At 34.2% G+C, this 14,193-nt stretch carries 12 protein-coding genes; 4 read left to right on the top strand and 8 right to left on the bottom strand.

Translation table 11 applies throughout. The features are described from left to right. Positions 1-37 precede the first annotated feature (37 nt). Complete coding sequence (locus I6U48_RS09785) at positions 38-1,180, bottom strand: iron-containing alcohol dehydrogenase (protein ID WP_218320225.1); 1,143 nt, start codon at positions 1,178-1,180, stop codon at positions 38-40. Positions 1,181-1,498: 318 nt separating this feature from the next. On the opposite strand from I6U48_RS09785, the gene I6U48_RS09780 reads away from it, so the two are divergent. Continuing rightward, positions 1,499-2,278: an IclR family transcriptional regulator gene (locus tag I6U48_RS09780; RefSeq protein WP_218320224.1), complete on the top strand. Its 780-nt coding sequence runs from the start codon at positions 1,499-1,501 to the stop codon at positions 2,276-2,278. A gap of 272 nt (positions 2,279-2,550) precedes the next feature. Here I6U48_RS09780 and I6U48_RS09775 read toward each other — a convergent pair whose 3' ends face one another. From I6U48_RS09775 to I6U48_RS09745, 7 genes are all read right to left on the bottom strand, one after another. Further along, a complete protein-coding gene (locus I6U48_RS09775; protein ID WP_218320223.1) occupies positions 2,551-3,939 on the bottom strand; it encodes a sigma-54-dependent transcriptional regulator in 1,389 nt (462 codons plus the stop codon). Continuing rightward, positions 3,915-5,789 carry a two-component system sensor histidine kinase AtoS gene (gene atoS, locus I6U48_RS09770; protein ID WP_281421810.1) on the bottom strand — a complete coding sequence of 625 codons (1,875 nt, stop codon included), beginning with the start codon at positions 5,787-5,789 and terminating at the stop codon, positions 3,915-3,917. Before atoS ends, I6U48_RS09775 begins: the two co-directional genes overlap by 25 nt. Positions 5,790-5,879: 90 nt before the next feature. Then, positions 5,880-7,058: an acetyl-CoA C-acetyltransferase gene (locus I6U48_RS09765; RefSeq protein ID WP_218320222.1), complete on the bottom strand. Its 1,179-nt coding sequence runs from the start codon at positions 7,056-7,058 to the stop codon at positions 5,880-5,882. Positions 7,059-7,328: 270 nt separating this feature from the next. Next, entirely contained in the window at positions 7,329-7,988 is a 660-nt protein-coding gene (locus tag I6U48_RS09760) for a 3-oxoacid CoA-transferase subunit B (RefSeq protein WP_218320221.1), read from the bottom strand. After that, positions 7,988-8,644 carry an acetate CoA-transferase subunit alpha gene (gene atoD / locus I6U48_RS09755; protein ID WP_218320220.1) on the bottom strand — a complete coding sequence of 219 codons (657 nt, stop codon included), beginning with the start codon at positions 8,642-8,644 and terminating at the stop codon, positions 7,988-7,990. Before atoD ends, I6U48_RS09760 begins: the two co-directional genes overlap by 1 nt. 80 nt (positions 8,645-8,724) lie before the next feature. Then, positions 8,725-10,047, bottom strand: a complete 1,323-nt coding sequence (locus I6U48_RS09750) for a TIGR00366 family protein (protein ID WP_218320219.1) — start codon at positions 10,045-10,047, stop codon at positions 8,725-8,727. A gap of 294 nt (positions 10,048-10,341) precedes the next feature. Next, entirely contained in the window at positions 10,342-11,721 is a 1,380-nt protein-coding gene (locus I6U48_RS09745; protein ID WP_218320218.1) for an aminotransferase-like domain-containing protein, read from the bottom strand. A gap of 186 nt (positions 11,722-11,907) precedes the next feature. On the opposite strand from I6U48_RS09745, the gene I6U48_RS09740 reads away from it, so the two are divergent. The 3 genes from I6U48_RS09740 to I6U48_RS09730 all read left to right on the top strand — a co-directional run bounded on the left by I6U48_RS09740 (position 11,908) and on the right by I6U48_RS09730 (position 14,181). Further along, on the top strand, positions 11,908-12,570 hold the full coding sequence (locus I6U48_RS09740) for a DUF6198 family protein (RefSeq protein WP_218320217.1): 663 nt from the start codon (positions 11,908-11,910) through the stop codon (positions 12,568-12,570). Positions 12,571-13,265: 695 nt separating this feature from the next. Beyond that, positions 13,266-13,778, top strand: a complete 513-nt coding sequence (gene nuoE, locus I6U48_RS09735; protein ID WP_462677128.1) for an NADH-quinone oxidoreductase subunit NuoE — start codon at positions 13,266-13,268, stop codon at positions 13,776-13,778. Between the two features lies 1 nt (position 13,779). Further along, positions 13,780-14,181 carry a (2Fe-2S) ferredoxin domain-containing protein gene (locus I6U48_RS09730; protein ID WP_218320216.1) on the top strand — a complete coding sequence of 134 codons (402 nt, stop codon included), beginning with the start codon at positions 13,780-13,782 and terminating at the stop codon, positions 14,179-14,181. Positions 14,182-14,193: the final 12 nt, after the last annotated feature.

Here is a 14,193-nt window from a genome sequence, read left to right as displayed (position 1 = left end):
CTCCTCCTCATCTAATGTGATACATTTTCAAATTTGTCTAAGCAATTTTCTTAAATAATTCTATTAGTTTTTCTTTACTGAAAAATACTGGATTTGCACCAGCACAAGCATCTTTCATAGCATTTTCAGCTAATGTATCAAAGTCTGGATTAGAAACACCAACTTCTCTTAATGATTTTGGGATTCCAACTTCTTCAGATAAGTTCTTAATACGTTTTATTACGTAGTCTACACATTCTTCGTCTGTTTTATTATTTAAATCATATCCTATTGTTTCAGCTATAATCCTAAATTTCTTAGGCGCTCCTTTGGCATTTTCTTCCTCAACTACTGGTAAAAGAATTGCATTACAAACACCATGAGGTAAATCATACAATCCTCCAAGCTGATGCGCCATTGCATGAACATTACCTAAGCCTGCATTACTAAATGCGATACCATTTAAATAACATGCATAACACATTTGTTCTCTAGCTTCGATATCTTGTCCATTTTTTACTGCTCTAGGTAAAAACTCAAATATTTCCTTAATCGAATATAGTGCTGTAGCATCCGTTACATCATTAGCACCATTTGCAACAACTGCCTCAACAGCATGTGTCAACGCATCCATACCAGTAGCAGCAGTTAGAGCTGGCGGCATGCTTACCATAAGTTCTGGATCATTTATAGTCATAACTGCTAAAGCATTGTTATCTACCATTATCATCTTGACATGACGTTCTTCATCTGTAATAACATAATTGATTGTAACTTCAGCGGAAGTCCCTGCAGTAGTTGCAATTGCCACGATCGGCAAAGATTTTTTAGAAGTTTTATTTATTCCTTCATAGTCGTTTATCTTTCCACCATTTGTTGCTAATACGGCAATTGCTTTTCCACAATCTTGTGGCGAACCACCTCCAATGCTTATTACAATATCACAATTCTCTTTTTTTAAAATTTTCAGGCCATCTTCAACGTTTTTTACTGTAGGATTTGGTTTTGCTTCATTATAGACAACATAATCAACTCCAACATCCTCAAGTATTTTTGTTACTTTTTCTACAGTTCCATTCTTAGTTAAAAATTTGTCAGTTGAAATGAAAGCTTTTTTGCATCCCATTCCCTTAATCTGATTCCCAGCATCACTTAAACTTCCTTTTCCAATTAAATTAATTGGCGGTACATAATAAATCATAACTTTCCTCCACTCATTATTAAATTTTTCATAGAAATAGTATTTGCATTATAACGCATGTACTTTAATTTTCTTTACATTTTGTGCGTATTTACGTACTCGGTTTGTAAATAAGTACTATCATGATTAAAATTACCACTTTTTTATGTTTATGTCAATCTCTATTTTGACTTTAATGCAAAATTTGTTATAAATATGAGTAATCAATTTTTAACTTGTTTAAGTTAGTAAAATAGACTAAAATACATATTATAGAAATATTATTTTCATTTTGATATAATATTAATAAAAAATATATGGATAAATAGGTGAATAATTATGACATCTACTGAACATAGACCAACAGAACGTGTACTAGATATACTTGAACTTCTATCTACAAATAGTGAGGGAATGACATTAACAGAGTTATCAAAAGCACTAGGTGCTCCTAAAAGTAGCATCATGCCATTGTTACATACTATGGCATCAAGAAAGTTTATTTATATGCAAAAGGAAACTTCAAAATATTTCATTGGTATTGCTACTTTTTCAGTTGGATCATCATATAGTAAACATATGAATACTTTAGAATTAATAAAAATAGAAATGAAATATATAGTTTCCATGAGTAATGAGACATGTCAGCTTGGTATACAAACTAGAAGCAATTTACTTTATATTGCAAAAGAAGATTCATCTGAACCAATTCGTCTTGTATCTTATGTTGGCAAACAGCTTCCACTATACTGTACTGCAATAGGTCGCGCTATACTTGCAGAAAAGTCAAGAGAAGAAATATATAGATTATATCCAAAAGGCCTGACAGCTATTACACCAAATACTATTACTGATTTTGATAAATTATTTAAAGAATTAGATGACACTCGCGCTAGAGGATATGCAATAGAACATGAAGAATCGACTCCACTTGTAAACTGTGTTGGAATATCTTTATGTAATAAAGAACAAATTATCGCTGCTTTAAGTGTATGCATTCCAACCTTTCGTTTTTCAGAAGAAAAACTGCAGAATATAATCGAACTGTTAAAATCATCAAAACAAAAATTAGAAGCATATTTTCATGACTATGATATTGATTCAAGTAACTTATCATGATTGAATTTTATTAATATTCATTGAGACTGCTTTATTAAGGATCTCTTTCACTTAGATAACCAAAACATAAAGTTGATTTATACGAAAATATGTATTTCCAAAGTGTTGAGCTTTAGATTGACAAAAGTTTTTATAGTGCCGAAAGCTTGGAAACATATCCCGGAGTGTAAATCAACTTTATGTTTTGGGTCTCTATATTTTAAAATCTCCAAAAAGTATTAAAATCCCTTGAAATTAAGGGATTTCTATTGTATAAATATTATATTTAATTCTTAACCAAGATTATTCTCATTGATTTTATAAAGAAGGGCTCTTCGTGAGATCTGAAGAAGTTTTGCCGCATGTGTATGATTTCCACCTGCCCGCTGTATAGCTTCAGATATATGACGTTTTTCAGCTTCTAACAATACTTCTCTCAAAGGTTTGAAGTAACCAGTCTCTTCAGGCATCTCAGTATTTTCTTCTATTTCTTCTATCTTTATACTAGGTGGAAGATGCTCTGGCAAAATAACGGGCGTACTGCTCATTATAATAGCGTGCTCCACTGCATTTTCTAGTTCTCTTATATTTCCTGGCCAAGAATAATTTCGAAAAACATCCAAAACTTCTGGTGCAAAAAACATTCCAATTCTCCCTATTTCTGCCGAGAAACGTTTTAAAAAGTAATCAGATAACAAGATTATGTCTTCTCCTCTTTCACAAAGTGAAGGAAGACATATTGAAACTACATTTAACCTATAATACAAATCTTTTCTAAAGTGATTTTCTGATATTTCTTTAGTGAGATCACGATTAGTTGCTGCAATAATGCGTACATTGGTGTGAAATGTTTTTGTTCCCCCAACACGTTCAAATTCTTTTTCTTGTAAAACTCGAAGAAGTTTCACCTGAAGGCTTGGACTCATTTCTCCAATCTCATCTAAAAAAAGAGTTCCTCCTTCTGCTAATTCAAATTTACCTGGCTTTTGAAAAAGAGCACCTGTAAACGCCCCTTTCTCGTGACCAAATATTTCACTTTCTAGCAATCCTTCTGGAATTGATCCACAATTTACTTGAATAAAGGGATTATCCCGCCTATCACTAGCATAATGAATTGTTTTAGCAATCATACCTTTACCTGTTCCACTTTCCCCAGTTATCAATACAGTAGCTTTCGAATTAGCAACTCTGCCTATAACCTTATATATTTCTTGAATCTTTGGACTTTCTCCAACAATTTTTTCTGGAACAGCCGGCATCATGTTTTTTTCTCTTACTTCTTGTTCAAGATATATTACCTCTCTTGTTAACTGCTGCATACGAATCGCTCTATTCACAATAATTTTAACCTCTTCAAGATTAAAAGGCTTTAATATATAATCGTAAGCTCCCTGTTTCATTGCATCAACTGCAATTTCAGAACTTCCGAATGCAGTCATAAAAATAATTGGCAGATTAGGTCTAATCTTGTGAATTTCGTAAAAGGCCTGTAACCCATCCATCTCTGGCATACGTATGTCAAGAATAGCTAAATCATAATTATTTTCCTTAGACATATCGAGCGCCTCTTTCCCATTTTGAGCGGTATCCACTTGGTATCCAACTTTACTTAAAGCTGTTTGGAGTACCATTCTCAAACTTATCTCATCGTCAGCTATTAAAATACGCCCGTTTTCTGACATGTTGTGCTTCCCCCTTTCTTATATTGCAATTTTTCATATGGTAGATAAATTGCAAATGTACTTCCAACACCAACGATACTCTCAGCACGAATATATCCATGGTGAATCTCTATAATTTTATTGCTTACAGCAAGTCCTAATCCAGTTCCTGTATCCTTAGTAGTAAAGAAAGGGTCGAAAATTTTAGGTAGACTTTCTTGATCTATTCCTTTTCCTGTATCTTCTACTATGATCTCAAGTCCATCAGATCTTTTTTGAGTTTTAACTGTAATTTTTCCTCCTTTTGTTGGAAGAGCTTGTACTGCATTAAGCAGTAAATTAACCAAAACTTGTTTTATAAGCTGAGCATCAACAAGAATGTCATCAATTGATAAATCTAAGTATTTTTCTAATATAACAATATCTTTTTTTAAACTTGGATTAAGTAAAGAAAGTGCATCTGAAACAAGTTCGTTTATGTTTACACGCGTTACACACTGTTTTGAAGGTTTAGCGAAATACAATAGATCTTCAATTATAACATTAAGTCTTTCAACTTCTTTCAATGCAATATCTCCAAATGCTCTTGAAGAATGTTCCTTTGGCAATTCATCTGCTAAGATTTGTACAATACCTAAAATAGCAGATAAAGGATTACGGATTTCATGCGCAACACCAGCTGCTAATTCACCAACTGCCGCAAGACGATCGACTCTTCTTACTCTGTCCTCAAAAGCTTTATGTTCTGATAAATCTTTAAAGACCACAACTACACCTAATACATTTTTATTATTATGCAACATGGAAGTGCTAACGCTAATAGGTACTATAGTTCCATCGCAGCGTGCAAATTCAACTTCATAACCAATAAAATTTTGGCCTGTTGTTAAAGTCTCTAAAAGTATATTGAAAACATCTTCATTGCTAGAAAAAAGATTGGTATAGTCAACACCAATTACATCTTCATTTAATCTCATAATAGATTTGGCAGCATTATTTATAGCCATTACTTTCTTATCATAGTCAATGGTAATAATTCCGTCTACCATACTCTCAATAATAATTTCTGTATGCGAACGAGTATTCATTAAACTTTGAGCCATTCCATTAATAGCAGAAGCAATCTCTCCAAATTCTCCATCAGTTTCTGGCAATCTATATCCTAAATCAGTACGAAGACTAAGTAATCCTTGAATAATGCCATGAACAGAGTTAGAAACTCTATTTGCTAAAGGCATACTGATACTGAGCCCCAATATTAAGGCAATGGCCAAGGCCAGATACATTACAGCTTCCATAGCTTTTATTTGACTATCTATGCTCTTAGTCATTTCATTGGCCCATGCATATCCAACTACCTGATTATTACGTATAATTGGAACCATAACATTTAAAATGTTTCCTCTGACCATTTTTCCACTTGCAGTCATAGCTATCCCTTTTGCCATAACCTGTCGCCCTAAATGTTCTTTGCTAATTGATTCTCCAACGGTTGAACTATATTCAGAACTTGGAGCATATGTAATAATGCAATCAAGTTCCCTAGAATAGTACCCTGCTCCTACACCTGGATTCCCTAAAACAATTTTCTCTGTAATTCCAGACAACTTTTGATTAAGTATTCGTACCTTTTGGTCTCGAGAAGCATTTTTATCGTTTAAAGGAATTAAAGATTGAAAATCTCCTGACATATTTGCATCTAGTGCCTTTGCTATACCCAAAAGCTTACTCTCTTTCTCCGAGTTCATAGCTTGTTCAGCACGATGAATTAATATATACCCACTTATTATTAATGGCAATGTAACTGCAAGCGCTAAAATAATCATAAGTCTGTAACGCATACTAAAATTTCGTATTAGAATCTCCTCCAAACCTTAATTCTTTAAACTCTAAAAATTCATATGTATATTATCATACTTATTGATTTTCTTGTAAATAAGAATTTTAGCCGAAACTAAGTTTTAGTATCTTTCGACTATTATAGCGGTGCCCATTCCACCACCTATACATAAAGTTGCTAGTCCATACTTGGATTCTCTTTTTCCCATCTCATATAATAGCGTAGTAAGTATTCTTGCTCCTGAACATCCAACTGGATGTCCTATTGCAATAGCTCCTCCATTTACGTTAACTTTGCTCATATCAAAATTTAAGTCTTTTGCTACTGCTAAACTCTGAGCCGCAAAAGCTTCATTTGCTTCTATTAAGTCTATATCTTCTATTGTTAGATTTGCTTTTTCTAGAGCCTTCTTTGTTGCATGAAATGGTCCATATCCCATAATAGCTGGATCCAATCCCTTTGATCCATAGGAAGTTATTTTAGCCATTGGTTTTAATCCAAGCTCTTCTGCTTTTTCAGCACTCATAATAACCATAGCTGCTGCCCCATCGTTTATCCCTGAAGCATTTCCAGCTGTAACAGTTCCCTCTTTTTTAAAGGCTGGTTTTAACTTTGCTAAAGATTCTGCAGTTGTTCCGAATCTAGGGAACTCATCTGTATCAAATACTACTTCACCTTTTCTAGTTTTTATAACTACAGGAACTATTTCATCTTTAAATCGTCCTTCTCTTATAGCAACTTCTGCCTTCTGTTGAGATGCTGCTGCAAATTCATCCTGCATTTCTCTTGTTAGCTTCCATCTCTCAGCTATATTTTCTGCAGTGATTCCCATATGATATCCTTGAAATGCATCTGTAAGAGCATCATTTACCATTGTATCTACAATGGCTCCATTGCCCATTCTTTGTCCCCATCTTGCAGCTTGCAGTACATAGGGTGCTGCTGACATGTTTTCCATACCGCCAGCTATTACAACCTCTGCATCTCCAGCCTTTATCATTTGTGCCGCTAAGCTAACTGCTCTTAATCCTGAACCACAAACTTTGTTTAAAGTAAATGCAGGAACCTCTTCTGGCAGACCAGCCTTAATTACAGCTTGTCTTGCAACGTTTTGTCCAAGACCTGCCTGAACAACATTTCCCATTACTACTTCATCAACTAATTCCGGTTTAACGCTTGCTCTACTAAGTGCTTCTTTAATAACTATAGCCCCTAATTCTGCTGCTGGAACGTCTTTTAAAGCTCCTCCAAATTTTCCAACTGCAGTTCTTACTGCACTTACAATAACTACTTCTTTCATTTTTATCCTCCTATATATATCCAATAATAACATTTAACTTACAAAAACATTTTAGAGGACAGAGGACATTTGACAGAGGACAATGAAGGAGGATTTTTCTCCGCTACACTACGAAAAATCTTTAATTTATATAGATTAGCAAAACAAGCCTAAAAAATAAATTTAGTTTTCTGACGTAAGGAAGAAAACTTTCCTTCACTGTCCTCTGTCCTCCGTCCTCTGTCATTTGTCCTCTAGCGCTTTTATCCAATGTAGTTTTTCTAATTGTTCCTATGCTTCCATTACCTTTAAATTTTCATCAATTACTAACTCAGCCTCAGTAGCTGCTATTACATCTTCAACAGTTATTCCTTCAGCAATTTCTCTAAGTACAAGACCATTTTTTGTTACTTCCATAACTCCCATTTCTGTAACAATAAGACTAACCTTACCTGCAGCTGTAAGTGGCAATTTACATTTCTTTAATATTTTTTGCTCTCCTTTAGCTGTGTGCATCATCGCAATAATTACTTTTTTTGCTCCACTAACTAAATCCATAGCTCCACCCATACCTGGAACCATTTTTCCTGGAACCATGAAGTTTGCGAGGTTTCCTTTTTGATCTACTTCTAAAGCTCCTAAAACAGTAGCATCTACATGCCCACCTCTGATAATTCCGAAGGATGTCGCACTATCAAAGAATGCTCCTCCTTCTTTAATAGTTACAGGTTGTCCACCTGCATTTACTATGTCCTTATCTTCTCTGCCTTCTTCAGGTACTGATCCTAAACCTACAAAACCATTTTCCGATTGCAATACTACATCTATGCCTTCTGGTATATAGTTAGCAACCATTGTAGGAAGGCCTATTCCTAGGTTTACTACATCTCCATCTTTTAATTCCTTTGCTATTCTCTTAGCAATGATCTGCTTAGCTGTTTTGCTATCCATTAATTTTCACCTCCAACTATATAATCCACAAATATACCTGGTGTCATTACATGGTTTGGGTCAAGTTCTCCAACCTCTACAAGTCTTTCTGCACCTACTATAACCATGTCTGCCGCAGTTGCAATTAATGGATTGAAGTTTCTTGTTGATCCATTATAAAAAGTGTTACCTTTTTTATCTACTATAGATCCACCAACTATAGCTATATCTGCTCTTAGCGGCAATTCCAAAAGATATTCCTTATCGTTAACTTTTATTTTTTCTTTTCCCTCTTCTACAATAGTTCCTACCCCTGTTTCTGTTAAGAAACCTCCTATACCTGAACCGCCACATCTTATCTGCTCTGCCAGCGTACCTTGAGGCACCAAGTCTACTTCTATTTCTTTAGCATTCATCTGCCTTCCAGTTTCAGGATTCAACCCGATGTGAGATGCAATAACTTTTTTAGCTTGTCTATTTACTATTAGTTTCCCAATTCCCTTATCTGGAAATCCTGTATCATTTGCTATTATCGTTAAATCTTTTACCCCCTTTTTAACCATTGCATCGATAATAGGCTCTGGAGTTCCTACTCCCATAAAACCGCCTATCATAATAGTCATTCCATCTTTTATATGTTCCATTACCTCATCAATACCTATTAATTTATTAGTCATACTATCCTCTCCTTAATTTTTTTAATTCCAGCTCAGATTTAAATTCATGATTGTGAAAACTGTAGTATAATTTTATAGTGCTAAATTAAAGTTAAGCCAATTCCAAAAATTATAAAACCTACAATTAGAGTTGTTACACAAAATCCCATAATATCACGAACTTTAAGTCCTGCTATTGATAAAGCTGGCAAGGCCCAAAATGGTTGTGCCATATTCATCCATGCTTCACCATAAGCAATTGCCATTGCTGCTTTACCAGGTGCTACACCAAGTTCTTTGGCGGCTGGCATTATAAATGGTCCTTGAACAACCCAGTGTCCACCACCGGATGGAACAAAGAAGTTAACTATACCTGAACTTATATATGCTAAGAGCGGGAATGTATGTACATTTGATATGCTAACAAATCCATTTGTTATTATACCGCCTAAGCCAGACAAATCCATCATTCCTTGTATTCCAGCATAGAATGGAAATTGAACCATTATACCAGCTGTTCCTTTTGCTCCATTAACTATCGCCTGCATATAAGATACAGGACTGCCATGAAGAATAATTCCAGCAAAAAACATGATCATATTTACAGTATTGACATCCATTGTCCCGCCATGTACAAAATAGTAAATCAAATATGCAAATCCAAGAGCTCCAACTAACCAAGCAATAATTTTGCTATTTTCAATACGTACCGCGAAAGTTTTTTCCTCTACAGCAATACTAGTAGCTGCAACTTCATCCTCATTTAGTAAAGTTGGATCAATCTCTACAACATCTTCATCTTTAGGCATCATCATTTTCGTCATTAAAGGTAATACAAGTATCAATGCAACAACAACAAAGATATTAAATGGTGCAAAGATGGTTTGATTTAAGGGAATCAGTCCGCAAACCTTTTCCATCGGATTTCCTTTAGTGGCTGCTAACAGTGGAATTGAAGCAGATAAACCTTCATGCCATGTCATAAATCCAATATAAGAGCTTGCAATTAATAATCTATAATCTGTATGAGGCACTTTTTTTGCAACTTCCTTTGCAAGTAAAGCCCCAACAATTAGTCCAAAACCCCAGTTAATAATATTAGCAACAGCTGCAGCAAATGTAACAAGTACAATAGCTTGAGTTGGTGTTTTTGGTAAGCTTGCAATTTTTTTAAGAATACGTTTAACAGAAGGTGAACTAGCTAGAGCACTACCAGTAACTAAAATTAATGCCATTTGCATAGCAAAACCCAGTAAATTCCAAAAACTCTTACCCCAGAATCCTATCATTTCAATTGGTGTATGATGAGTGAATACAATTCCTGAAACAAACATAATTAATGTTAAAATCATTGCAAAAACAAGTGGGTCAGGAAGATATTTTTGTACAATAGCTGTGAAAAATCTTGATAAAGTTTTAATCATATATTTAAGCCTCCTTGAATTTATGGTCGAATAACAAGCTTGTTTGATTCATACGCTTTATTAACATAGCAAAATGTGTGCCAAACCCACCTTTACAAAAATTTTTTAAAAATTAATATTGGCAAAAGGCACTTTTCACTTGTCTAGAAGCCACATTCAATAATAAAAAGTCTATACTTATTTAGTTTCTGAAAATAAGTATAGACTTTTTATATAATGAGATATGTGAAAAGTCATGCACACTACATGTGCATGACTTTTCACACTTAAAAAATTCGGCTATAAATATACCTACTACATTACAGGTGATGTAAGTAGTGGATACTGTTTTAAAATTCTCACTAGAATGTTCAATCCTTTTATAAGCTGTTCATCATTTTTTACCATACCCAAGGAAATTCTTACTGCATTAGGTGGCAATTGATTTCCAACATAAAACTTATAAGCAGATATTACTCTTACTTTTTCCATCAAAGCTATATTTTCAAAGTCTGCTGAGGACCACCCTTCTGGAAGGTTAAGCCATAAAAACATACTATTTTCAGTAGTTTGAAAAGAAAAATCCTTAAGTATAGTCTTTGCTAGCTTAAGCCTATGGGCAATTATCTTTCTTTTCTTATTTATGATTTCTAAAGCAGCGCCACTCTCAATTAAACGCGAGACGAGTTCTGCGCTTATGGCTGGTGCCATCCAAACAGTGTTTGTAACAGTCTGAGTAAATTTGCATAAAAATCTATCAGGCACAGCAGTAATAGCTATTCTAAGTCCAGGAAGAAGGGCTTTTGACATACTACAGATAAAAATACCATTATCAGGCACAAGAGTGGTAAGTGCTGTCCTTTCAGTACTATTGGTAAAATTGTATATATCATCTTCAATCAAAATTAATCCATATCTTAGGATGATATCTGCAATAGCTCTCTTTCTCTTCACTGACATAGCAGTTGCTGTTGGATTCTGCATATTTGGCATAAGATAAATGCCTTTTATCTGAGATCTCATACATATATTTTCAAGACTTTCAGGAATCATACCCTCTTCATCCATTGCAATTGATTCAAGTTTAATTTGACTTAACTGAGCAGCATTCTTAAAACCGGTAAATGTGAGTGAATCCACAGCAATCCTATCTCCGTGTTCAAATAGTCCCATTAGACAGCAGTTAATAGCGTGCATAGCTCCCGCACATATTACAATTCGGTCAGGGTCCAACTCAAACCCATATTGTTTTATCCATTTTACAGCAACTTCCCTATGCCTACGAAGGCCTTGACTTGGCACATAATCAAACAGTGAATCCAATGTCTTGTTCTCTGCAACGGAAACAAGTAAATTTGATAAATCATAACCTTCAACCTTTGTAGAACCTACTAGTCCAAGTTCTATAATCTCATCATCTCTGTTAAGAATCCCAGGTAAAGAAGTATCTATTTTTTCATTTTGTAATACATAAGTTCCACTTCCTACAGTACCTGAAATAAGTCCTCTATTTTCTGCTTCTTTATATGCTCTTGAAATTGTAGTTAGGTTAACTCCTATTATCTTTGCAAGTGATCGCTGCGGCGGCATCCTCTCACCTGACTTAAGGATGCCAAGCTGAACGTCTCTTTCGATTGCATCTGCAATTGCAATATACAGCACCTTATCTGTATCAATGATTTTAGGATTCCACATAATTTTCCTCCATTTCAAATTGTATGACAAACAATAATCCATTGACTTAACTGTTATTACCGATATAATAAAGATAAATACAGGATTTGTACTAATTTCAAAAAAGATATTAACTTACAAACTAACGTCATACAATAATTATATCATTTATTTTTTCGTCATACAATTTTGAAAGGAGATTTAATTATGAAACAATTCTTAATCCGTTTTCTGCGCTTAATATTAGGGCTTTTCCTCTATTCACTTGGCATTGTTGTAACTATGAATGCCCATATAGGATATGCTCCCTGGGACGCTTTTCATGTTGGACTTGGAAACGTCACCGGAATAAGCATTGGAACTGCTTCAATTATTACTGGAATAGTTATTGGAATAATAACAATAGTGCTTGGAGAAAAACTTGGACTCGGTACAATTTTAAACATGGTACTCATAGGTATATTCCTTGATATTATTATGGAATTTCATATAATACCAGTGCTTAATAATATGTTCCTAGGAATTATAATGCTGGTTGCAGGATTGTTTATTATCGCCCTCGCCTCCTATTTTTATATTGGATCAGCTTTTGGTGCAGGTCCTAGAGACAGTTTAATGGTAGCACTTACTCGCAAAACAGGACTGCCAATAGGTATCTGCCGTGGATCAATTGAGCTTATAGCAGCACTCGTGGGATGGTTTCTTGGAGGTATGCTTGGTGTTGGAACAGTTATTTCTGCCCTGGTAATAGGCTTTTGTGTCCAGACAACTTTTAAGTTGCTTAAATTTGATGCAACAGTGGTTAATCATGAAACTTTGGATGTGACTTTTAAAACGCTAATTCACAAATTTCAATCCAACTATCTTTAAATCTTCTTAAATACGATCACATTTACTTCAAAAAATACTAAAAGAGGCTGTCATAAAACTAAGTTAGTTTCATTGATTGTGGTGAAAGTCACTATCATGCTTGTCTGCCGCGTTAGCATAAAAAATATGCTAATGCGGCAGCTTTTTTCCAAATGAAAGTATACTTAATTATCACATGCCTCTATCTTTATGCTATTAATCAGTTTAATATTTTTTAATTTAAAGACGTTCGATTTTTATCATATGCAATAAAAATCGAAAATATATATTAATAAGAGAATTGTTGAATTAGGAATAAGCAATTCTATATGAATTTTTGTAACTACAGAAGTACAACTAAAAATTTTTCAAAAAATTTTAGTTGTACTTCTGTAGTTATAATAAAAAGGGGGTTGATGTTATAAGGCTTCAAGGGAATAATGTAGTAAAATAGGTACAAGTTGACAATAAAATGAAAAAGTAGTAATATTGTGTTAATTTAAAATATTGAGAAAATTACACCGATAAATTTAATTAAGATTTTTTTATTAAATAATAATTAAAGGGCAAATTTAATTTTTTAACTGCATCATAGAGAATGTATCTATGCATATATTGTTTGCCTATAATATATATTTAAAAAGCTTTAAGTCCTAACGAGCTAGAAGTTTTATAAGCAGATAAAAGAGATTAAATAGAAGAAGGGGGATATTAGAGTGCCAATTAATGAGAATTGCTGCTGCTGTGGAAATGCCGATGAGGATGAAAGGATGGAAAACGTTTCAAAAATTATCGAAAAATTTAGGGATGTAAAGGGAGGACTAATACCTGTACTTCATGATGTACAGCAGCTATATGGGTATTTACCTGAAGAAGCTCTTAGGGTTATTTCTGATGAATTAGATATTCCAATGACTGAAATATATGGTGTAGCATCTTTCTACCATTTCTTTTCTTTAGAACCTAAAGGAAAACATATTATTAGGGTATGTCTTGGTACTGCATGTTACGTTAAAGGAGGACAGACAATACTTAATAGGTTATCTCAAGAATTAGAGGTTGAAGTAGGTAAAACTACTTTAGATGGTAAATTTACACTTGAAGCAACTAGATGTCTTGGAGCCTGTGGACTTTCACCTGTAATGACCATTGATGATAAGGTATATGCAAGAGTAACTTTAGACGATGTCAGAAGAATTCTTGATGAGTATACAAAAATGGAGGGATAGAATGAAAACTTTGCAGCAGTTAGAGGAAATAAGAAAAAAGACCTGGGCGAGGGTTAATCAAGGCAAAGATAGAAAAAATCCTAGAATAGTAGTAGGTATGGCTACTTGTGGTATAGCAGCAGGAGCGAAATCTGTGATGGAAGCTATATTGGACGAGCTTAAGAAACTAGGAATTGAAGATATAGTGGTTGCTCAAACAGGATGCATTGGAATATGCAGATTAGAGCCGGTGGTAGAGATAATTATGCCCGGTGAAGAAAAGGTAACTTATGTAAAAATGACTGCTACCATGGCTAGGAGAGTAGTTAGAGAACATATAAAAGACGGTAAGGTAATAGATGAATATACTATGCATGTTATAGATGGCAAAGTATTAAACGATTATACAATAATAAATGGCTGATGGGAGGGAATA

The organism is Clostridium thailandense, assembly GCF_019207025.1.
In the GTDB taxonomy this organism is placed as follows: Bacteria; Bacillota; Clostridia; order Clostridiales; family Clostridiaceae; genus Clostridium_AM; species Clostridium_AM thailandense.
The sequence above is the reverse complement of the archived record's forward strand: the minus strand, read 5'-3'. Positions and strand labels throughout refer to the sequence as shown.

Coding starts and splice junctions, on each gene's coding strand:
- I6U48_RS09780 (WP_218320224.1), top strand. CDS start 1,499: ATGACATCTACTGAACATAGACCAACAGAACGTGTACTAGATATACTT.
- I6U48_RS09745 (WP_218320218.1), bottom strand. CDS start 11,721: ATGTGGAATCCTAAAATCATTGATACAGATAAGGTGCTGTATATTGCA.
- I6U48_RS09740 (WP_218320217.1), top strand. CDS start 11,908: ATGAAACAATTCTTAATCCGTTTTCTGCGCTTAATATTAGGGCTTTTC.
- I6U48_RS09750 (WP_218320219.1), bottom strand. CDS start 10,047: ATGATTAAAACTTTATCAAGATTTTTCACAGCTATTGTACAAAAATAT.
- atoD (WP_218320220.1), bottom strand. CDS start 8,644: ATGACTAATAAATTAATAGGTATTGATGAGGTAATGGAACATATAAAA.
- I6U48_RS09765 (WP_218320222.1), bottom strand. CDS start 7,058: ATGAAAGAAGTAGTTATTGTAAGTGCAGTAAGAACTGCAGTTGGAAAA.
- I6U48_RS09760 (WP_218320221.1), bottom strand. CDS start 7,988: ATGGATAGCAAAACAGCTAAGCAGATCATTGCTAAGAGAATAGCAAAG.
- I6U48_RS09730 (WP_218320216.1), top strand. CDS start 13,780: ATGAAAACTTTGCAGCAGTTAGAGGAAATAAGAAAAAAGACCTGGGCG.
- I6U48_RS09785 (WP_218320225.1), bottom strand. CDS start 1,180: ATGATTTATTATGTACCGCCAATTAATTTAATTGGAAAAGGAAGTTTA.
- I6U48_RS09775 (WP_218320223.1), bottom strand. CDS start 3,939: ATGTCAGAAAACGGGCGTATTTTAATAGCTGACGATGAGATAAGTTTG.